At 61.6% G+C, this 18,693-nt stretch carries 20 protein-coding genes; 10 read left to right on the plus strand and 10 right to left on the minus strand.

Annotation, left to right across the window (positions count from 1 at the left end; genetic code table 11):
• Nucleotides 1–37: 37 nt before the first annotated feature.
• The 4 genes from ACSQ20_RS02515 (at nt 38) to ACSQ20_RS02530 (ending at nt 2,933) form a co-directional block, all read left to right on the plus strand.
• Complete coding sequence (locus tag ACSQ20_RS02515) at nt 38–301, plus strand: PAAR domain-containing protein (RefSeq protein ID WP_436017130.1); 264 nt, start codon at nt 38–40, stop codon at nt 299–301.
• Nucleotides 294–836 carry a PAAR domain-containing protein gene (locus ACSQ20_RS02520; RefSeq protein ID WP_436017132.1) on the plus strand — a complete coding sequence of 181 codons (543 nt, stop codon included), beginning with the start codon at nt 294–296 and terminating at the stop codon, nt 834–836. The genes ACSQ20_RS02515 and ACSQ20_RS02520 overlap by 8 nt, the downstream gene beginning before the upstream one ends.
• Entirely contained in the window at nt 826–1,419 is a 594-nt protein-coding gene (locus ACSQ20_RS02525; RefSeq protein ID WP_436017134.1) for a type VI secretion system amidase effector protein Tae4, read from the plus strand. Before ACSQ20_RS02520 ends, ACSQ20_RS02525 begins: the two co-directional genes overlap by 11 nt.
• A 263-nt stretch (nt 1,420–1,682) precedes the next feature.
• Nucleotides 1,683–2,933 carry an MFS transporter gene (locus ACSQ20_RS02530; RefSeq protein WP_436017136.1) on the plus strand — a complete coding sequence of 417 codons (1,251 nt, stop codon included), beginning with the start codon at nt 1,683–1,685 and terminating at the stop codon, nt 2,931–2,933.
• A 20-nt stretch (nt 2,934–2,953) separates the two neighbouring features.
• Here the strand turns inward: ACSQ20_RS02530 and ACSQ20_RS02535 are convergent, their stop codons facing one another.
• A complete protein-coding gene (locus ACSQ20_RS02535; RefSeq protein WP_436017138.1) occupies nt 2,954–3,166 on the minus strand; it encodes a hypothetical protein in 213 nt (70 codons plus the stop codon).
• Between the two features lie 249 nt (nt 3,167–3,415).
• Here ACSQ20_RS02535 and ACSQ20_RS02540 point away from each other — a divergent pair, with 249 nt between their 5' ends.
• The 4 genes from ACSQ20_RS02540 to ACSQ20_RS02555 all read left to right on the plus strand — a co-directional run bounded on the left by ACSQ20_RS02540 (nt 3,416) and on the right by ACSQ20_RS02555 (nt 8,142).
• Entirely contained in the window at nt 3,416–4,588 is a 1,173-nt protein-coding gene (locus ACSQ20_RS02540; protein ID WP_436017140.1) for a UbiH/UbiF family hydroxylase, read from the plus strand.
• 185 nt (nt 4,589–4,773) lie between these two features.
• Complete coding sequence (locus ACSQ20_RS02545; RefSeq protein ID WP_436017142.1) at nt 4,774–5,499, plus strand: DsbC family protein; 726 nt, start codon at nt 4,774–4,776, stop codon at nt 5,497–5,499.
• A 75-nt stretch (nt 5,500–5,574) separates the two neighbouring features.
• On the plus strand, nt 5,575–7,413 hold the full coding sequence (locus ACSQ20_RS02550) for a M61 family metallopeptidase (protein ID WP_436017144.1): 1,839 nt from the start codon (nt 5,575–5,577) through the stop codon (nt 7,411–7,413).
• Nucleotides 7,414–7,542: 129 nt separating this feature from the next.
• The gene (locus tag ACSQ20_RS02555) at nt 7,543–8,142 is read left to right on the plus strand and encodes an FMN-dependent NADH-azoreductase (RefSeq protein WP_436017146.1); all 600 of its coding nucleotides are present in this window, start codon (nt 7,543–7,545) and stop codon (nt 8,140–8,142) included.
• A gap of 9 nt (nt 8,143–8,151) precedes the next feature.
• On the opposite strand, the gene ACSQ20_RS02560 is transcribed toward ACSQ20_RS02555, so the two are convergent.
• The 8 genes from ACSQ20_RS02560 to rpe form a co-directional block, all read right to left on the minus strand.
• On the minus strand, nt 8,152–8,952 hold the full coding sequence (locus ACSQ20_RS02560) for a uracil-DNA glycosylase (RefSeq protein ID WP_436017148.1): 801 nt from the start codon (nt 8,950–8,952) through the stop codon (nt 8,152–8,154).
• A gap of 5 nt (nt 8,953–8,957) precedes the next feature.
• Nucleotides 8,958–9,587 carry a CYTH domain-containing protein gene (locus ACSQ20_RS02565; protein ID WP_436017150.1) on the minus strand — a complete coding sequence of 210 codons (630 nt, stop codon included), beginning with the start codon at nt 9,585–9,587 and terminating at the stop codon, nt 8,958–8,960.
• Nucleotides 9,588–9,617: 30 nt separating this feature from the next.
• Nucleotides 9,618–10,403, minus strand: coding sequence for an indole-3-glycerol phosphate synthase TrpC (gene trpC, locus ACSQ20_RS02570; protein ID WP_436017152.1), 786 nt, complete (start codon nt 10,401–10,403; stop codon nt 9,618–9,620).
• A gap of 46 nt (nt 10,404–10,449) precedes the next feature.
• A complete protein-coding gene (gene trpD / locus ACSQ20_RS02575; RefSeq protein WP_436017154.1) occupies nt 10,450–11,481 on the minus strand; it encodes an anthranilate phosphoribosyltransferase in 1,032 nt (343 codons plus the stop codon).
• A 43-nt stretch (nt 11,482–11,524) separates the two neighbouring features.
• Nucleotides 11,525–12,115, minus strand: coding sequence for an aminodeoxychorismate/anthranilate synthase component II (locus tag ACSQ20_RS02580; protein WP_436017156.1), 591 nt, complete (start codon nt 12,113–12,115; stop codon nt 11,525–11,527).
• Nucleotides 12,116–12,129: 14 nt separating this feature from the next.
• Entirely contained in the window at nt 12,130–13,623 is a 1,494-nt protein-coding gene (gene trpE, locus ACSQ20_RS02585) for an anthranilate synthase component I (protein WP_436017158.1), read from the minus strand.
• 316 nt (nt 13,624–13,939) lie between these two features.
• Nucleotides 13,940–14,701, minus strand: a complete 762-nt coding sequence (locus tag ACSQ20_RS02590) for a phosphoglycolate phosphatase (protein ID WP_436017160.1) — start codon at nt 14,699–14,701, stop codon at nt 13,940–13,942.
• Entirely contained in the window at nt 14,698–15,396 is a 699-nt protein-coding gene (rpe, locus tag ACSQ20_RS02595) for a ribulose-phosphate 3-epimerase (RefSeq protein WP_436017162.1), read from the minus strand. Before rpe ends, ACSQ20_RS02590 begins: the two co-directional genes overlap by 4 nt.
• Nucleotides 15,397–15,609: 213 nt before the next feature.
• On the opposite strand from rpe, the gene apaG reads away from it, so the two are divergent.
• The gene (apaG, locus tag ACSQ20_RS02600; protein WP_436017164.1) at nt 15,610–15,984 is read left to right on the plus strand and encodes a Co2+/Mg2+ efflux protein ApaG; all 375 of its coding nucleotides are present in this window, start codon (nt 15,610–15,612) and stop codon (nt 15,982–15,984) included.
• An 86-nt stretch (nt 15,985–16,070) separates the two neighbouring features.
• A complete protein-coding gene (mltA, locus tag ACSQ20_RS02605; protein ID WP_436017166.1) occupies nt 16,071–17,198 on the plus strand; it encodes a murein transglycosylase A in 1,128 nt (375 codons plus the stop codon).
• Nucleotides 17,199–17,336: 138 nt separating this feature from the next.
• Here the strand turns inward: mltA and paaK are convergent, their stop codons facing one another.
• Nucleotides 17,337–18,641, minus strand: coding sequence for a phenylacetate--CoA ligase PaaK (gene paaK, locus ACSQ20_RS02610; RefSeq protein WP_436017168.1), 1,305 nt, complete (start codon nt 18,639–18,641; stop codon nt 17,337–17,339).
• Nucleotides 18,642–18,693: the final 52 nt, after the last annotated feature.

The raw sequence follows: 18,693 nt of genomic DNA on the forward strand, positions 1-18,693 counted from the left end.
ATTCCATAGAAGCACCAACCGCGGGAGCGCTTTAGCGATGCAAGAACATCAGAAGAAGGAAACGACCTATCTGTTTGCAACCATCGGTTCGCGTACCGCGGGCGGCGGCCGCATCAGCCGCGTAACGACGCATGCCGAAGCGCGGGGGCTGGCGCGCGTTGGCGATGTCGTCACGTATGACGATGGCAGCGAGGCCACCATTGTCGATGGTGCGGGTTGCGCCGCACAGTGGTGTGGTGTACCACTCGCGCTGGCGCGATCTTTGGGCGGCACGCTAGACGCAGGTAGCGATCATGCGTAAGGCCGCGATACGGCACGGCGATCCGACCACGACGGGCGGACTCGTGATGGCTTTTTCGTCGACGATTCATGACGAGGGAAAGAAGGTCGCGCTAAGCGGCGACGAAGCCAGTTGCGGTAACTGCAAGGGCGCATTCAAGATTTTCGGCACTGGCAGAGGGATGTCAGAAAAAGGACGCGATGTCGTGGTCGATGGCGATCTAGTGCTGTGCCCGTGCAAGAAGAACCGCGTTATTGTCGGCCGCAACCCGGGAATCTTTCTTGAAACGCGTACCGAAGCAGCGGGCGCAGGCAGCGGCGGTGCGCCGATGCAGGCCGGCGACCGCATTTATGACGAACAGGTCGCCGTTGCTTCAAGTGCTGCGCTTGAAGGTTATCCGTATCTCATCGAGGCGATCGACGGACGAACTATTGCGGGCCGTCTCGATAGCAACGGACGTTTGCCACGCGTCTATTCCGATGCGTCTGGAGCCTACTCGGTGCATTGGGGTGACGAAGCCCTCGCCAAACAGGAAGGACTGGCCAATGCCGAATAAGACGACAGTTGTAACGACGAACGCGACGCCGAATTCGATCAAAGAAGTGTCGCTCAAGGTGCTGACTTTCCAGGAATTGTGGAATATGTATCCTGCTGGCGACCCATACGATGACCCCAACGGACAATACAAGAATCAATGTGCGATTCGGATGAGCGTGATGTTCCACCGTGTCGGCATCGCCATGAAATCGTTCTCTCAGCGACTCGTCAGGCCCATGCCAGGGAAGCCGACGCTCGGACGCCTTTTGCTTGACGGCAAGGCAACAGCAACCCGTGCGTATGAGCTAGCCGAGTGGTTAAAGATGCGACCGATTGCTGGTTTGTCTGCAGCCGAGAATATCACCGGTCCAGATTGGGTCAGCAAGGTTAAAGGCAGAACGGGTATCGTATTTTTTAACGGGTATTGGCAACAGGATGGCGATTCTGCGGATAGTTTGACGGGTGGGCACATCGACCTTTGGAATGGCGAAAAACTCACCGGATTTGGAACTGGCCTGCGTGTTGGCTGGAATCTCGTCATTCCGGGTATATGGTCGGATTTCCGGAAATCAAAAACCATTCTATTTTTCCAGATTCAATGAAAATCATTAAAGCGCTATCGGGTGGGATCCTCGGATGCGCTGCAGCCAGTGTTGCATGTTGGGGAGCGCTGTATTGTTACGGCGCGATCCTCCTCCGAGGAAAGGGTAGCCTCTTCGATACGAGCCCCAACATTGCCAATGCCTTCTTTCTAGCGTGGGGAATAGCGTCCTTGATTTTTGCGATCTTTGGTGCGGTGCTTTGTGGCGGCTCTTTGCGAAAGTGACGTTGTTCCGGTTACCACTGACATCGAAGCGCCGAGGCCATGAGCGATGATGTTCTGAATGTCGAACTCCCTCGACAAGCTGCGGGCGCGACGCGCAACCCCTCTATTCGGCTTTTCGCCGCGCTAGCCGCAATCAACTTCTTCAGAATCGGCTATCAATTGGTCGTCGTCGCTTGGTCGGCAGTGCAGAGCACGGGGCGCGCTGACGCCGCAGGAAAGATTCTGTTGATTTCGACCGTCGCCAGCCTGGTCCTGTCGCCGATTATCGGAGCAATGGTCGACTACTTCGCTCGCAAAAAAACAATGCTCTTCTTCGGGCACGTTGGCATCGTCGTTGCCGGAGCAGCCCCGCTTGTTACGCAAACGATGCTGAGCAGTCTGACGACGTTCGAGGGCATCGCTGTCGCCGTGGTCATCGCTACCGTGTCCAGCGCGGTGTTGGGCGGCGCGATGGACTACTTCCTGAAGACTCATCTTCCGCAGTCTGAACGACCTCGACACCTGGCGATGCTCAATTCGACCGCGCAGATAGCGCTGATTTTCGGGACGGCGTTCGGGGGGCTTATCGTCTCTCAAGCCGATAGCAGCCATGCCTTTCTCGTCATTTCGCTGTGCGGTGCACTTTTGGCCGGACTCAGTTTCTGTCTGCTCCCTGCTTTGAACGTTGCGCGCGACAGCGTTCGATCTACGTGGAAACGCGGAGCATTTTCCGCAGGGCCGATGCTCTACCTGCGGCACCGCCGATTGTTCGCGATAGCGACCTGCGCTGCGCTGGCGTTTTCAATCGGACAGATTACGAACGCATTGCTGCCGGCACTGATCGGCGTCTATTTCCGCGGCACCAGCGTCAATTATTCGATGATCGAAGCCGCATGGTCGATCGGCGCGCTCCTCGTCGGCTTGTGGCTTGCCAGGTTTGCGGCAAATTTCCCGAGTTCGATGCAGCTGGATTTCATCGTGGTCGGGGCAATGGCTGTCGTTCTTGCAGCAATCCCGCTTCTTTCCGCTTTCCCGGCTCTTCTGACAACGCATTTTTCTCTCGGTGCCGGCTTCGCTCTCGTGCGCATACGAAGCGAGACTCGATTCCTGACTGAGTGTCCGCGACACTTGCTCGGTCGTTTTCGTGCCAACAGTGTCCTGATGACAAGCGGTGTCGGATTGCTGATTTTTGCCACGCCGAGCGTATACGGTGGCGCCTCTGTTGCCGAACTCTATGTTGCGATGGCGGGCGTCGTAGCTGCTTCGGCGATCGGTCTGCTTGTGGTGACGAGACAGAGCGTTCGCAGGTAGGACGCGTCCCGTTTGCATCGTCAGTTGTTCCGCCGTCGTCCCAGCCGGGACTCGATGCCGTGTTCCGCCAGTAGCTTGCGCAGCCGGTGGTTTTCCACAAACAGGCCGACGATCCCGACCGTCATGATGATCGGCCCTGACCACTGGCCGGTGTAGTGATAGAAGGCCCACGCACCCAGTGCGCAAGCGCTGGCGGTCAGTATTAGCGCAATTCGATCGAGAATCCGGTTCACGAGCATAATCGGCCCTCGGATAATTTTTATCTGAGCATTTTATCCACCAAATAAGTTTCCGATATAGGCGAGAGACTCGAAAGCGCCAATATGACAATCGCATATAACTTCCTTTCGACCGAATAACACGGCAAACCCGCCCAGCATTCGACGTTCGGGGCCAGACTAACGCCCAAATGTGCGTCACCGCACCTTGCTCCGAAGGCCCCCATGCCCAACCGCGGGGCATTGCACAGATATAATGCGGAAATGATCGCCCATCATCAGACGTTTCACGTCGCCGTCGTCGGCGGTGGACTCATAGGCAAAAGTGCCGCGCTTGCGCTCGCGCAAACCGGCCTGCGGGTTGCGCTGATCGCCCAACCGGCCGCGCCGCGTACAGCCGACACGCCGTTCGACGCACGCATCTACGCGCTCTCCGCCAGTTCGCAAGCGCTGCTGGAGCGCTTGCGCGTCTGGCAGGCGCTCGATCACGACCGCCTGTCGCCCGTCTACGACATGCGCGTATACGGCGACGCACAAGCCGAACTCCATTTCTCCGCCTTTCAAGCCGCTGTACCTCAGCTCGCGTGGATTGTCGAATCGTCGTTGATCGAGCACGCCCTCGATGCCGCGCTGCGGTTTCAGCCGCAAGTCGCTTGGTTCGATACGCGCGCGCAGGGGCTCGACGTGAAAGCCGACGCCGCGACGCTCGCGCTTGCGAGCGGCCAGGTTATCGAAGCCGATTTGATCGTCGGCGCGGACGGCGCGCATTCCTGGGTGCGCGCGCAAATGGGCGCCGCGGTCAGACGGCGGGATTACCGGCAAACGGGCGTCGTCGCCAACTTCAAGGCGGCGCAGCCGCATGGCGAAACCGCCTATCAATGGTTCACCGAGCGCGAAGTCGTTGCGCTGTTGCCACTGCCGCAAGGCCATGTATCGCTGGTCTGGTCGGCGCAGACGGACCACGCGCGCGAATTGCTCGCACTTGCGCCGGCCCAGCTCGGCGCGGCGGTCGAAAGCGTTACGCGCGGCCGCCTCGGCGAGCTTGAATGCGTGGGCGCGGCGCATGGTTTTCCGCTTTCGCTGCAACGCGTCGACCGGCTCGTTGCGCCGCGCGTCGCGCTCGTCGGCGATGCCGCACATCTGATTCACCCGCTAGCGGGGCAGGGCATGAATCTCGGCTTGCGCGATGTGGCGTCGCTCGTCGACGTCGTCGCGCGAAAAGAGCCGTTCCGCGATCTCGGCGACATCGTGCTGCTGCGCCGCTACGAGCGTTCGCGCCGAGAGGACATCGGCGCGCTCACGCTGGCTACGGACGGCTTGCAACGCCTGTTTTCGCTGCCCGGCATGCTGGCGCGTTCGTTGCGCAACACGGGCATGTCATTCGTGGGCGCACAGCCGCTGGTCAAGCGTTGGCTGGTCTCCGCCGCGCTGGGCTAGGACGATAGAACGAACGACAAAGTAGAACGAACGACAAAGTAGAACGAACGACAAAGTAGAACGAACGACAAAGTAGAACGAACGACAAAGTAGAACGAACGACAAAGCGACCAATCAATCCAACCGACTTCATCCGCCGCGCGCAACGAACGCGCGGTACACCGATCATAAGGACTGCCAACACCATGCCTACCATCTTGCGCCATGCCGCGTACGCGGCTGTCATCGCTGCGATGACGCTCGGCTGCTCGGCGCGCGCTGATCAGACCACGGATAACCTAAAGGCGACGCTGCAAGCCCGCTTGCCCGATATTCAAATAAAGGGCATCGCGAAAACGCCCGTTGCCGGGCTTTATGAAGTCAACCTCGGCTCGCACATCATCTATAGCGATGCACGTGGCGATTACGTATTCGTCGGCGATCTCGTCGATACGAAAACGCGCAGCAATTTAAGCGAAGCGCGCCTGGCCGAACTCAACAAGGTTGATTTCGCGAGCCTGCCGCTTGCGAATGCCGTAAAAGTCGTCAAAGGCAATGGCAGCCGCAAAATTGCCGTATTCTCGGACCCGAATTGCCCGTACTGCAAACAGCTCGAGGCGTCGCTCAAGTCGATCGACAACGTGACCGTCTACACCTTCCTTTACCCGGTGCTGTCGGACGATTCGACGGCCAAGTCGAAAGCGATCTGGTGCGCGGCGGACCGCGCGAAGACCTGGGAGGCTTGGATGCTCGATCATCGCGCACCGTCGGGCGGCAGCACGTGCGATACAAGCGCGATCGACAAGAACCTCGAGCTCGGTCACAGCATGAACGTGACGGGCACGCCGACGATCATTCTGGCCGATGGCCGCCGGCTTCCGGGCGCGGTGTCGGCCGATGCGCTCGAAAAGGCGCTTGGCAAGAGCCGCTGAGCGTCGTGATGCAACGATAAGCAACGATAAACCCCCAAGCCTCTCGCCACCCATCGATACCTGACGCTGCCGCCGATGAAGCCCATTCGCTACGCTATCGTTCCGAAGCATCCCGCCGCGCACATGTTCGAGGTCACGCTGACGCTTGCCGCGCCGGACCCCGCAGGCCAGCGTTTCACATTGCCGACGTGGATACCGGGCAGCTACATGGTGCGCGAATTCGCGCGAAACATCGTCACGTTGCAGGCTTTCAACGAAGCCGGTCGCAAAGTCCGCATCGAAAAAATCGACAAGCAGACCTGGCTGGCCGCTCCGGTCAAGAGCGGGGCTTTGAGGTTGCGCTACGAGGTGTACGCATGGGATGTCTCGGTCCGCGCGGCTCACCTTGACGATACGACAGGTTTTTTCAACGGTTCGAGCGTCTTTCTCGCCGCGATTGGCCACGAAGACGCACCCTGTCTGGTCAACATCCGCAAGCCGTCGGGGCCGGCTTACCGGAACTGGCGCGTGGTCACGGCACTGGCGGAAGGGCGCGGCACCAAGCGTTATAGCTTCGGCGAATACGAGGCACAAAACTACGACGAGCTGATCGACCATCCCGTCACACTCGGCCACTTCGCGCTGACCTCGTTCGCCGCGCACGGCGTGCCGCACGACATCGTTATCGCCGGGCGCGCGACGCGCGTCGATACCGAGCGCCTCGCGGCCGACTTGCAACGCATCTGCGAAGCGCAAATTGCGCTGTTTGAGCCGCGTTCGAAAAAAGCACCCGTCGAACGCTACGTTTTCATGACCCTGGCTGTCGGCGATGGATATGGCGGGCTGGAGCACCGCGCCTCGACAGCATTGATCTGCAACCGTGCCGACCTGCCTGTGCAGGGCCGCCCTGACATGACCGAGGGTTATCGGACCTACCTCGGACTATGCAGCCATGAGTATTTCCATACCTGGAACGTCAAGCGCATCAAGCCAGCCGCGTTCGTGCCGTACGACCTGTCGTGCGAGAACTACACATCGCTGCTGTGGCTTTTCGAGGGCTTCACGTCCTACTACGACGACCTGATGCTGGTGCGCGCCGGCGCGATTTGTCCGTCGGAATATCTCGCGCTGCTCGGCAAGACCATTGGAGGCGTGCTGCGCGGCAGCGGGCGGCTCAAGCAGAGCGTTGCGGAAAGCTCGTTCGACGCATGGATCAAGTACTACCGTCAGGACGAAAACGCGCCGAACGCGATTGTCAGCTACTACCAGAAAGGCTCGCTCGTCGCGCTCGCATTCGATCTGGCGATCCGCGCCCGAACGAATCAGCGCAAATCGCTCGACGACGTGATGCGTCTTCTGTGGCAGCGTTATGGGCGCGATTTCTATCGGCATGGGCGGCGGGCCACCGGGGTCGGCGAGCACGACGTCAAGGCGCTGATTGCCGAGGCGACCGGGGTCGATCTCGGTCCACTCTTCGATGATGCGGTGAACGGCGCGCGTGACCTGCCGCTCGATACCCTGTTCGTGCCGTTCGGCATCACGCTCGCGCCTGATGCGGGCAACGGCAGTAGCAAAGCCGGCGTTGCGCGAACGGCCAAGCCGTCGCTCGGCGTGCGCATCCGTGGCGGCGCCGAATGCGTGCTGGCGGCGGTCCACGACGGCAGTGCGGCTCAAAAGGCGGGCCTGTCGGCCGGCGACGTACTCGTTGCGCTCGACGGCCTGCGCGTCACCGCATCGAATCTCGACGGCTTGCTGGCTCGCTATCTGCCCGGCATGACGGTCGAAATCCACGCGTTTCGCCGGGAGGAACTGCGTGTGTCGCGCGTGAAGCTCGATGGCCCGGAGACCACGCGCTACAAGGTCGTCACCGACGATAAAGCTCGGGCCGCCGCCCGTCAGGCACGCGAGCGTTGGCTCAGTGACGCGCGGCCGTAGTCCGCGCATTGTCCTATTCCTGCAACAATGCTTCGCTGCCGGCCCCCTTTCCGAGATAGGCCGAAAAAAACACAATGACTTCACTCGCGCGACTCAACGCGCAGACCATTCAGAACATCGGAGCCCAACATGACCACGATCTTGCAACTTAATTCGGCCGCGCGTTCGCAAGGCGCGAATTCGACGCTGCTTGCCACCGAACTGACCGCCAAGCTGCAAAGCGCCAACCCCGGTGCAAAAGTCGTCGTACGCGATTTGCTTGCTGACGCGCTGCCGCACCTTGACGACTCGGTGCTCGGCGCGTTCTTTACGCCGGCTGAGCAACGCACGCCAGAGCAAGCCGCGATTATCGCGCGCAGCGACGCGCTGATTGTCGAACTGCAGGCGGCGGACATCGTTGTCATTGGCGCGCCGATGTACAACTTTGGCGTGTCCTCGCAGCTGAAGGCTTACTTTGACTGGATCGCGCGCGCGGGTGTCACGTTCCGCTATACGGCGAATGGTCCGGAAGGGCTTGTGCAGGGCAAGAAAGTGTTCGTGGTATCGGCGCGAGGCGGCAAGTACGCCGGCACACCCGCCGACACGCAATCGCCGTACATCAAGACGTTCCTGGGCTTTATCGGCGTGACCGACGTGCAGTTCATCTATGCCGAAGGCCTGAACATGGGCCCTGACGCGGCGAATGCGGCCTTTGCCAGTGCCCGTGAGGCAATCGCGGCGGCCGCGTAAGCGGACGTGTCAGTTCGAGGCTTGCTCTTGTGGCGGTAGCCGCCAATCGATGGGCTTGCGCCCGTTTGCGACCAGGTAGTCGTTGGCCAGCGCAAAATGGCGGCAACCGAGAAAGCCTCGATGCGCTGACAGCGGTGAAGGGTGCGGCGCGTCGAGCACGCAATGCGGCCTCGAATCGAGCAGTGCGCGCTTGGCCTGCGCGTGCGCGCCCCACAGCATGAAGACAAGCCCTTCATGCCGATGCGCGAGTTCGCGAATGAGCGTGTCGGTGCATCGCTCCCAGCCGCGTTTCGCATGGCTTGCCGCCTTGCCGCGCTCAACGGTCAACACCGTGTTGAGCAGCAGCACGCCTTGCTTTGCCCACGCGTCGAGACAGCCGTGCTGCGGCATCTCGTAGCTGAAATCGGCCGCGATCTCCTTGAAGATGTTGCGCAGCGACGGCGGCGGCCGAACCGGCGCCGGCACCGAAAACGCGAGCCCATGCGCTTGCGGATGTCCGCGATCGTCGCCGTGATACGGATCTTGCCCGACGATCACGACCTCGACCGCATCCGGGCTCGTCAGACGCAGTGCGCGAAAGACATCGGCCGGATACACCGTTTTCCCGGCGGCGCACTGCTCATCGACGAAGCGGCATAACGGGGCATACGCGTCGCTTGCGAGAAAGGGCCGCAGGTGCGCGCGCCAGTCGGCCGGCAGCGCATCGAATTGATCCTCGAGCGGCGCGCAAAGGCCAGGTTCAATCGCGCGTGGTGCTTCGAAAAGGCCGATCTGATCGGTGTTGGAAGTGGATGACGAGGCACGCGGCATGTCGATCAGCCCGAGCCCAGCAGCGCATAGCCGCGCTGCGCCTTGTTCACGTTCTCGGGCGCAAGCCCCGCAACGCTCGCGCTTAGCTCCGCTGCGAGCGTTCCGAGCGCACATTCATCGCCTTCGACGAGTTCGAGTTCGATCTCGCTGATCGGCGCACGCCGCAACTGGCCATCTACTTCGGCCGTGACTTCACCGCGATCGATGGCGGCTTCGATCAACGCAGCGCCAACGTTCAATCGCCATAGTCGCCGCGTAAAGACCGTCCGAAACAGCGCGATCAGTTCGGGGGCGGCACGCCGCAACGCTTCGCGCGCTGCAGCATCGTCGCACGCCCGGGCGAGCGCATCGATGTCGAGCGCCTCGCTGGCAACGGGCATCTCCCACTCATGGCGGCGATGCAGTCCTGCCGCCGCGGTGCCTGCCGCCTTCAATGTTTGCTGCCAGCCGCTCGGCGTACGGCGCAACCGCAACGCGATCTTGGCGTGCGTGAGAACGAGCGCGGGTGTGTCGAAATAGGTGTTCTCAAGCAGCACGTCATGCCCCGCTTCGCCCGTGCGTGCGGTGAAGTAGCGCTCGGCTGCATCGCCTTGCCCGGGGGGCAGCGCCAGTTTGATTTCGCGTTCGATGCCCATAGGTAAGATCGCAGGCGGACCAAAAATGATTCAGGAGAACATCGCGGCGAGTTCGGCGCCTGGATCGTCGGCGCGCATGAACGCTTCGCCGACGAGGAACGTGTGCACCGACGCGTCGCGCATGCGCGAAACGTCGGCGCGCGACAAGATTCCCGATTCGGTGACGACGATGCGATCATCGGGCACGTTTTCCAGCATATCGAGCGTCGTATCGATCGACGTTTCGAACGTACGTAGATTGCGGTTGTTGATGCCGATCAACGGCGTCTTCAACGTCAGCGCTTCGCCGAGCTCGGCTGCATCGTGCACCTCGACGAGCACCGCGAGGTTCAGCGAATGCGCGAATGCTTCGAGTTCCTGCATCTGCGGCGTCGAGAGCGCCGCGGCGATCAGCAAGATGGCGTCGGCGCCCATCGCGCGCGATTCGACGATCTGATATGGGTCGATGATGAAGTCCTTGCGCAGCACCGGCAGGCTGCAGGCAGCGCGCGCTTCTTCGAGATACGCCGTGCTGCCTTGAAAGAAGCGTACGTCGGTGAGCACGGAAAGGCATGCGGCGCCGCCGCGCTCGTACGAGCGAGCGATCTCGGCCGGCACGAAGTGCTCGCGCAGCACGCCCTTGGACGGGCTCGCTTTCTTCACTTCTGCGATGACGGCCGGACGTCCCGCTGCATGTTTCGCGCGCAACGCGCCAACAAAATCGCGCAGCTCGCGCGTCGATGCTTCGAGCCGCAGTTCCTCTAGCGGCGCGCTCAGATGTGCCGCCCGGACTTCTTCGCGTTTGACGGCGATGATGCGTTCGAGAATATCGCTCATGATGGTTGTCCTTGCCTCATTGTTCTTTGCGCGCATGCCGCGGCTTTTAGCGCTTGAATTGCTGCGTAAAGCGTGCGAGATCGTCGACCTTCGCACGCGCGCGCCCCGAGGCGATCGCTTCGCGCGCAACCTGAATGCCATCGGCAATCGATGCCGCGATGTTGGCCGCATAGAGCGCCGTCCCCGCGTTGAGCGTGACGATCTCGCGTGCCACACCCGGACGGTTTTCGAGCGCGTCGATCAGCAGCTTTTTCGATTCGTTGGCGTCGTTCACTTTCAGCGTCCGGTTCGACACCATCTGCAAGCCGAAGTCCTCAGGATGAATCTCATACTCGTGGATTTTCCCGTCGCGCAGCTCGCCCACGAGCGTCGAGGCACCGAGCGACACTTCGTCCATGCCGTCCTTGCCATACACCACCAGCACGTGATTGGCGCCGAGCCGCTGCATGACGCGAACCTGGATGCCGACGAGGTCGGCATGAAAGACGCCCATCAACTGGTTCGGCGCGCCGGCCGGGTTCGTGAGCGGGCCGAGAATGTTGAAGATGGTCCGCACGCCGAGCTCGCGCCGCACCGGCGCGATGTTTTTCATGGCCGGATGATGGTTCGGCGCGAACATGAAACCCATGCCAGTCTCGACAATCGACGCTGCCACTTCTGCGGGTTGCAAGTCGATGTTTACGCCCAGCGCTTCGAGTACATCGGCGCTGCCCGATTTGCTCGATACGCCGCGCCCGCCGTGCTTGGCGACTTTCGCGCCGGCTGCCGCCACGACGAACATGGTGGCGGTCGAGATATTGAACGTGTTGGCGCCGTCGCCGCCTGTGCCGACGATGTCGACGAAGTTCGAGTTATCGGCCACGCGAACGAGGGTTGCGAACTCGCGCATGACAGTGGCCGCCGCCGCGATTTCGCCGATCGTCTCCTTCTTGACGCGCAGCCCGGTGATGATCGCCGCCGCCATGACGGGAGACAGGTCGCCGCGCATGATGAGCCGCATCAGGTGCAGCATCTCGTCGTGAAAAATTTCGCGATGCTCGATCGTGCGCTGCAGCGCTTCTTGCGGAGTGATCGTCATGATCTCGTCCTTTTCCAGGAGCAAAGAAAAGATGGCGCTAAGCTCACACGGCGGCAGCGCGAGCGGTTTTCGCCATCGTGAGGAAGTTCTCGAGCAGCGCGTGACCATGCTCGGAGAGAATCGATTCCGGATGAAACTGCACACCTTCCACGAGCAACGTCTTGTGCCGCACACCCATGATCTCGCCGTCCTCCGTCCACGCCGATACTTCGAGGCACTCGGGTAGCGTATCGCGTTCGATGGCAAGCGAGTGATAACGCGTCACATCGAAATGCTTCGGCAAATCGGCGAAGACGCCTTTGCCGTCCGTCTCGATCCGGCTCACCTTGCCGTGCATGATCGTCTGCGCGCGCACCACGCGCCCGCCAAAGGCCTCGCCGATCGCCTGATGTCCGAGGCACACGCCGAGAATCGGCTTGGTCTCGGCGAAGCGGCGCAGCACGTCGAGCGTGATGCCGGCATGCTGCGGGTTGCTCGGCCCCGGCGACAGGCAGATGTAATCGGGGTTCAGCCGACCGATCTCGTCGACCGAGATTTCGTCGTTGCGATAGGTATGGACGTCTTCGCCGAGTTCCCCGAAATACTGGACGAGGTTGTAGGTGAACGAATCGTAGTTATCGATCATCAGCAACATGGTTTGTCTCCCGTTCAGAAGTCGCTATCGAGGCCGTCTTGTACTTGCTCGGCGGCGCGCAGCACCGCACGCGCCTTGTTCTCCGTTTCCTGCCATTCGGATTCGGGGATGGAATCGGCAACGATACCCGCTGCCGCTTGCACGTAGAGGTTGCCGCTGTGAACGATGCCGGTGCGAATCGCAATGGCGAGGTCCATTTCGCCGGTGAACGAAAGGTAGCCGACGGCGCCGCCGTACAGCCCGCGCTTGACGGGTTCGAGTTCGTCGATCAGTTCCATCGCGCGGACCTTCGGGGCGCCGGACAGCGTGCCTGCCGGGAACGTTGCGCGCAGCACGTCGAAATTCGTCACGCCTGGCTTGAGCTTGCCCTCCACCGAACTCACGATGTGCTGCACATGCGAGTACTTTTCGATGACCATTTTGTCGGTCACGGTGACCGAGCCGGTCTGGGCGATGCGGCCCACGTCGTTGCGGGCCAGGTCGATCAGCATCACATGCTCGGCAATTTCCTTTGGGTCGTTGAGCAACTCGGTTGCGAGTTCGGCGTCGCGCTCGGGCGTGTTGCCGCGTGGCCGCGTGCCCGCGAGCGGCCGGATGGTCACGATTTGATCGTCGCCGCGTTTTTCCTGTCGCACGAGAATTTCGGGCGATGCACCGATCACCTGGAAATCGCCGAAATTGTAGAAGTACATATACGGCGACGGGTTCAGCGAACGCAGCGCACGATACAGCGAAAGGGGGTTGTCGCGATACGGCTTGACGAGGCGCTGGCCGACCTGAACCTGCATCAGCTCGCCCGCTGCGATGTATTCCTTCGCGCGGCGTACGGCCGCAAGATAGTCGTGCTGCGCGAACTCGCGGTAGATCTCGGTGCGCACGCTTGGCGAAGTGACGGGCGGCTGGACCGTGGCGCGCAGGCGATGACGCAAGTCTCGCAGACGCTGCTTGCCGCGCGCGTAGGCCTCGGGCGTCGTCGGGTCCGCGTAGACGATCAGGTAGAGCTTGCCCGCGAGATTGTCGATGACGGCCAACTCCTCCGTCAGCAACAGTTGGATGTCGGGTAGCCCGAGGTCGTCGCGCGGCGCGGAATGTGCGAGTTTCTTTTCGATATAGCGCACCGCGTCATAGCCGAAATAGCCGGCGAGGCCACCGCAAAAGCGCGGCAGCCCGCTCGTGTGCGCCACCTTGAAGCGTGCCTGAAATTGCGCGATGAAATTGAACGGGTCGCCTTCGTGCGTCTCGATGACCTTGCCGTCGCGCACGACTTCGGTCGCGCCGTTGCTCGTGCGCACGAGCGTGCGTGCAGGCAGCCCAATAAACGAGTAGCGCCCGAACCGTTCGCCCCCGACTACCGATTCGAGCAAAAATGAATTGGCGCCGTTGCGCTCGGCCTGCGCAAGCTTGAGGTAGAGCGAGAGCGGCGTTTCGAGATCGGCCAGTGCCTCGGCGATCAATGGAATGCGGTTATAGCCTTCGGTTGCAAGTGACTTGAATTCTAGTTCGGTCATGTTCCGATCCTGTTCGTACGACCGGCGCTCAGACATCGCATAACGGGGATGTGAAGCGCGCGGCAAACCGTTCGGCCGCAGGCCCGATTGGCGACTCGAAAATCGCGCTTTGGCCGGAGGCTGTGACTGTCCGGGCAATTCGGGCAATGCAGCGGTTGGAGCGCGGGTGCGCGGCAAAGCAAAAAACGGCGCTGGATGCAAGATCCAGCATACCTCGGAGAGAGGTTAGCGTGACGAGCGACGCCAGGGCCAGGCTCCCCGGTCGATGCAGCTCGAACTCCGTTTTTTGCTCAGAAACATGAGGTGATGACGATGATTATGTTGCCGGCAATTGAGCCGTTGCGTCGAGATTCGCGTGGTGGTCCGCAATGACCTTGGCGGCTGCGGACAACGTCGCGACTATACCATCCGAATTTATCGTTTGTATAGCTTTGCCATGGTTGTAGCCATAGGGCACTGTCAGCGTCGCCATGCCTGCCGCCCGGCCTGCCTGAGCGTCGTTTTCGGAGTCCCCGATCGCGACGCTTTCGCTCGGCGCGACGCCGAGCGCAGCGCAGGCCGCCAGCATCGGCGCGGGGTCGGGCTTCTTGCGCGCCAAGCTGTCGCCGCCGAAGATCACCGAAAAGTACTTGGCGAGCCCGTATCGCTCGAGCAGCGAAACGGCGAAACGCCGTGGCTTGTTCGTCACACAGGCGAGCTTGAGCCCCGCGCCGCCGAGTGCCGCGAGGCCTTGCTCCACGTCGGGGTAAAGCTGCGTGTGGCGCCCGTTGATCACTGCGTAGTGCGCTTGATAGATGGCGAGTGCGTTATCGAAGCACGCGCGCGTTTCATCAGACGTCAAGCGGGCCAACAGCACGGCACGAACCAAGTGCTCCGAGCCTTTGCCGACGTAGCCCACCACTTCGTCGCGGGTGATGGGGGGCTCGGCCCCGAGTTCGGTGAGCATGCCGTTCAGACAGGCGGTGAAGTCGTCGGCCGTATCGACCATCGTGCCGTCGAGGTCGACGATCGCGGCTTTCAGGCGCATGCTCGCCAGGCGCGGCGTGTCATAAGAGGCGTGGGTGGCGGTGCTGTTCATGCCCGAGCCTCCGGTGCGGCTACTGCTGCGAGCTGGCGACGCATTTCGTCGATGACGGCCCGGTAGTCCGGCTTGCCAAAAATCGCCGAGCCCGCGACGAAGGTATCGGCCCCTGCACGCGCGATGTCGGCAATGTTGTCGGTCTTGACGCCCCCGTCGATTTCCAGATGAATCTCGCGGCCGGTCTTGTGCCGATGGGCGTCGATGCGCTCACGCGCGGCCCGCAGCTTATTGAGTGCTTCGGGGATGAACGATTGGCCGCCGAAGCCCGGGTTTACCGACATGATGAGTACGAGATCGACACGATCCATCACGTGATCGAGATAGTTGAGCGGCGTGGCCGGGTTGAACACCAAGCCGGCCTTGCAGCCGTGATCGTGGATCAGCGAGAGCGTCCGATCGATATGCTCCGACGCTTCTGGATGAAAACTGATGAGATTGGCGCCGGCTTTGGCAAAATCCGGCACGATGCGGTCGACGGGGCGCACCATCAGATGCACGTCGATCGGCACTTGCACGTGTGGCCGGATCGCCTCGCATACCAAAGGGCCGATTGTCAGGTTCGGTACGTAGTGGTTGTCCATTACGTCGAAATGGATCCAGTCGGCACCAGCGGCGACAACCTTGCTGACTTCTTCGCCCAGCCGGGCGAAGTCAGCCGACAGAATACTAGGTGCGATACGGAATTGCGTCATGGCGCGTCAATCCTCATTGTCGGCGGGCGGCGGCAGGGAAAGTCGCCATTTTACTGTGCCTGGCTTTATTGCAGGCTTTGTTACGAGCCGATCATTGCTCGGTTGCAGGCAAGGGCGCCATCGCGCAGAATGCCATTCCGAAAGCGAACGCGGCGACAGCCCGCGGGGTGGCGCGTCCTTTCGGATTCCTATCAGAGTGGAACCAGAATCACGATGAACCAGTATCAATTCAGCGTGTCGGCGCAGACCCGTTACCTAGCTGAGCAGTCCGACCCGCAACGTCACCAATACGCGTTTGCTTATACGCTGACGATTCGCAATACGGGCCAAGTGCCGGCGCAATTGATCGCGCGCCATTGGGTGATTACCGACAGCGAGGCCAAGACCCAGGAGGTAAAGGGGCTCGGCGTGGTTGGGCATCAACCGTTATTGCAACCGGGCGAGCAGTTCGAATATACGAGCTGGGCGGTGATCGCGACGCCCGTCGGTACCATGCGGGGCGAATATTTCTGCGTGGCGGAAGACGGCGAGCGCTTCGAAGCCTTGGTGCCCGAGTTCACCCTTCAGATGCCGCGTACGCTGCACTGATGGTCACGCAGCGTCGGGTGGCGTTCGACGCGCCGAAACGCGCGGCTTTGCCAGGCGCGAAGTTTTGATCGAAAAAGAGCAAACGTATGCGCATTGATCTGGGGGCGGCTGGCCGCACGCTGGCTGTGGTGTTCGCCATGCTGCTCGTTGCTTGCGGTGGCGGCTCGGTCGTCCGTCCACCGGTGTCGTCGGTGCCGAGCGGTGCGGCGATTGTCTCTGGCCAACTGGCAGCGGCGCGCCTCACGCCGATCGCTTGGCAGCAACTGCCGGGCTGGGAAGACGATTCATTGATCGGCGCTGCTGCTGCGTTGCGGGAGAACTGCGCGCGCCTCGGCCGCGAACCGCGCTGGCAGCGCGCCTGCGATGCCGCCGCACGACTCGACGATCTCGATATCGCGAGCGCCCGAAGCTTTTTCGAGGCGTACTTCACGCCGTTCCAATTTGCGAACGGCGACGGCACGCTCGACGGGCTCGTGACCGGCTACTACGAACCGCTGCTACACGGCGCGCGAGTCCGCCGTGGCCCTTATCAGTATCCGCTCTATCGCTGGCCTGCCGGCTACCAGCCCGGTGCTGCGATGCCGTCGCGTGCCCAACTGGAGCGCGCGGGCGTGCTGGCCGGCAATGAACTCGTGTGGGTCGACGATCCCATCGAGGCGTTTTTCCTGCAGGTTCAAGGCTCGGGACGCATCGTGCTCGATGAGGGCGGCGTCATGCGAGTGAGCTTCGGCGGTAGCAACAACCAGCCCTACAAGTCGATCGGGCGCTGGCTGCTCGACCATGGCGAGTTGACGCCCGCCCAGGCGACGATGCAGGGCATCAAAGCGTGGGCGCGCGCGAACCCGTCGCGAGTCGACGGCCTTCTTGATACCAACCCCCGTTTCGTGTTTTTCCGCGAGATGCCACCGGCCGATCCGGCGCTGGCAAGTCAGGATCAAGGTCCGATTGGCGCCCTTGGTGTGCCGCTCACGCCGCAGCGCTCGATTGCGGTGGACCCGGCATCGATACCGCTGGGTACCCCGGTTTTCCTGCAGACGACGCGTCCGATGACGAATGCGCCGATGAACCGGCTCGTGTTCGCTCAGGACACGGGCACGGCGATCAAGGGCGGTGTTCGTGCCGATTACTTCTGGGGGCTCGGGGACGATGCGGGCGAACTCGCCGGCAAGATGAAGCAGTCCGGGCGCATGTGGTTATTGCTTCCGAACTCGTAGCGTTTGTGGCGTTTGTTTGGCGGCTTGCCTGCGCCCGGGTGCGACTGGTGCGATTGTCTTGATGGCGCGAGTCGAGCGTGGCGCCAAAGCCACTCGCCTGTCGGCCGACTTGCAGTGGCGGGTGGCGCAGGCTGCATTTCAGTTGCCCGACTTGCGCTTGTCCACGACCCGCCGCGCCTTTCCAACCGACCGCTCGATGCCGTTGACGGGCAGTACCTTGACCATTGCCGCCACGCCGATGAGCGCCTTGATGTCGTGCGAAAGCGCCGCGCGTGCGGCGTCCAGTGTTGCGCCGTCCGCGCCGGCGGCGCTCAAGGGCTCGACATTGAGCGTCATGACGTCGAGTGGCCCTTCCTTTGTCAATACGATTTGATAGTGCGGTGCGAGCGCGCGCTGTTTGAGCAGAAGCTCTTCGATCTGAGTCGGAAAGATGTTGACGCCTCGTACGATCATCATGTCGTCGCATCGGCCCGTCATCTTTTCCATTCGCCGCATCGTGCGCGCGGTGCCCGGCAACAGCCGGGTCAGGTCGCGCGTACGGTAACGCACGATCGGTAGCGCTTCTTTCGTAAGCGAGGTCAGGACCAGTTCGCCCAACTCGCCATCGGGCAACACCTGACCGGTTTCGGGATCGACTATCTCCGGATAGAAGTGATCTTCCCAGATCGTCGGACCGTCTTTTGTTTCGACGTATTCGGAAGCTACCCCGGGGCCGATGACTTCCGACAGGCCATAGATGTCGACGGCATCGATACCCATGCGCTGTTCGATCGCAAGGCGCATTTCGTTCGTCCACGGTTCGGCGCCAAAAATACCGATTCGCAGAGACGATTGCGCCGGATCGAGCCCTTGCCGCTCGAATTCGTCGGCGATCGCGAGCATGTAGCTCGGCGTGACCATGACGATGTCTGGCTTGAAGTCGTGCATCAGTTGCACCTGTTTTTCCGTCTGGCCACCGCCGAACGGAATGACGGTCAGCCCTGCCCGCTCCGCGCCATAGTGTGCCCCGAGACCGCCTGTGAAGAGTCCATACCCGTAGCTCACATGGACCTTGTCGCCGCGGCGGGCGCCGGCTGCGCGGATCGAGCGGGCTACGAGGTTCGCCCAGGTGTCGATATCGCGCGCGGTATAGCCGACAACAGTGGGTTTGCCCGTCGTACCCGATGAGGCGTGAATGCGCGAAATGCGCTCCTGCGGGACGGCGAACATACCGAACGGATAGTTGTCGCGCAGGTCGGCTTTTGTTGTGAAGGGAAAACGCGAGAGATCGGCGAGCGTTTCGAGATCGTGTGGCGTCACACCGGCGTCCTCGAACTTGCGGCGATAGGCGCGGGAGTTTTCGAACGCATGGGCCAGCGACCATTTAAGACGTTCGAGCTGAAGTGCGGTCAACTCGTCACGGCTTGCAGTCTCGATTGGCTCGAGCGGCAGCGCGGCATTCATGGTCGTCTATATGAACGCGTCCCGTTTGCAACAGTTTTCGTGTGTTCGACAG

Source organism: Trinickia sp. LjRoot230, from assembly GCF_964253315.1.
Taxonomy (GTDB): Bacteria; Pseudomonadota; Gammaproteobacteria; order Burkholderiales; family Burkholderiaceae; genus Trinickia.

Coding starts and splice junctions, on each gene's coding strand:
- ACSQ20_RS02515 (WP_436017130.1), top strand. CDS start 38: ATGCAAGAACATCAGAAGAAGGAAACGACCTATCTGTTTGCAACCATC.
- ACSQ20_RS02520 (WP_436017132.1), top strand. CDS start 294: ATGCGTAAGGCCGCGATACGGCACGGCGATCCGACCACGACGGGCGGA.
- ACSQ20_RS02525 (WP_436017134.1), top strand. CDS start 826: ATGCCGAATAAGACGACAGTTGTAACGACGAACGCGACGCCGAATTCG.
- ACSQ20_RS02530 (WP_436017136.1), top strand. CDS start 1,683: ATGAGCGATGATGTTCTGAATGTCGAACTCCCTCGACAAGCTGCGGGC.
- ACSQ20_RS02540 (WP_436017140.1), top strand. CDS start 3,416: ATGATCGCCCATCATCAGACGTTTCACGTCGCCGTCGTCGGCGGTGGA.
- ACSQ20_RS02545 (WP_436017142.1), top strand. CDS start 4,774: ATGCCTACCATCTTGCGCCATGCCGCGTACGCGGCTGTCATCGCTGCG.
- ACSQ20_RS02550 (WP_436017144.1), top strand. CDS start 5,575: ATGAAGCCCATTCGCTACGCTATCGTTCCGAAGCATCCCGCCGCGCAC.
- ACSQ20_RS02555 (WP_436017146.1), top strand. CDS start 7,543: ATGACCACGATCTTGCAACTTAATTCGGCCGCGCGTTCGCAAGGCGCG.
- ACSQ20_RS02560 (WP_436017148.1), bottom strand. CDS start 8,952: ATGCCGCGTGCCTCGTCATCCACTTCCAACACCGATCAGATCGGCCTT.
- ACSQ20_RS02565 (WP_436017150.1), bottom strand. CDS start 9,587: ATGGGCATCGAACGCGAAATCAAACTGGCGCTGCCCCCCGGGCAAGGC.
- trpC (WP_436017152.1), bottom strand. CDS start 10,403: ATGAGCGATATTCTCGAACGCATCATCGCCGTCAAACGCGAAGAAGTC.
- trpD (WP_436017154.1), bottom strand. CDS start 11,481: ATGACGATCACTCCGCAAGAAGCGCTGCAGCGCACGATCGAGCATCGC.
- ACSQ20_RS02580 (WP_436017156.1), bottom strand. CDS start 12,115: ATGTTGCTGATGATCGATAACTACGATTCGTTCACCTACAACCTCGTC.
- trpE (WP_436017158.1), bottom strand. CDS start 13,623: ATGACCGAACTAGAATTCAAGTCACTTGCAACCGAAGGCTATAACCGC.
- ACSQ20_RS02590 (WP_436017160.1), bottom strand. CDS start 14,701: ATGAACAGCACCGCCACCCACGCCTCTTATGACACGCCGCGCCTGGCG.
- rpe (WP_436017162.1), bottom strand. CDS start 15,396: ATGACGCAATTCCGTATCGCACCTAGTATTCTGTCGGCTGACTTCGCC.
- apaG (WP_436017164.1), top strand. CDS start 15,610: ATGAACCAGTATCAATTCAGCGTGTCGGCGCAGACCCGTTACCTAGCT.
- mltA (WP_436017166.1), top strand. CDS start 16,071: ATGCGCATTGATCTGGGGGCGGCTGGCCGCACGCTGGCTGTGGTGTTC.
- paaK (WP_436017168.1), bottom strand. CDS start 18,641: ATGAATGCCGCGCTGCCGCTCGAGCCAATCGAGACTGCAAGCCGTGAC.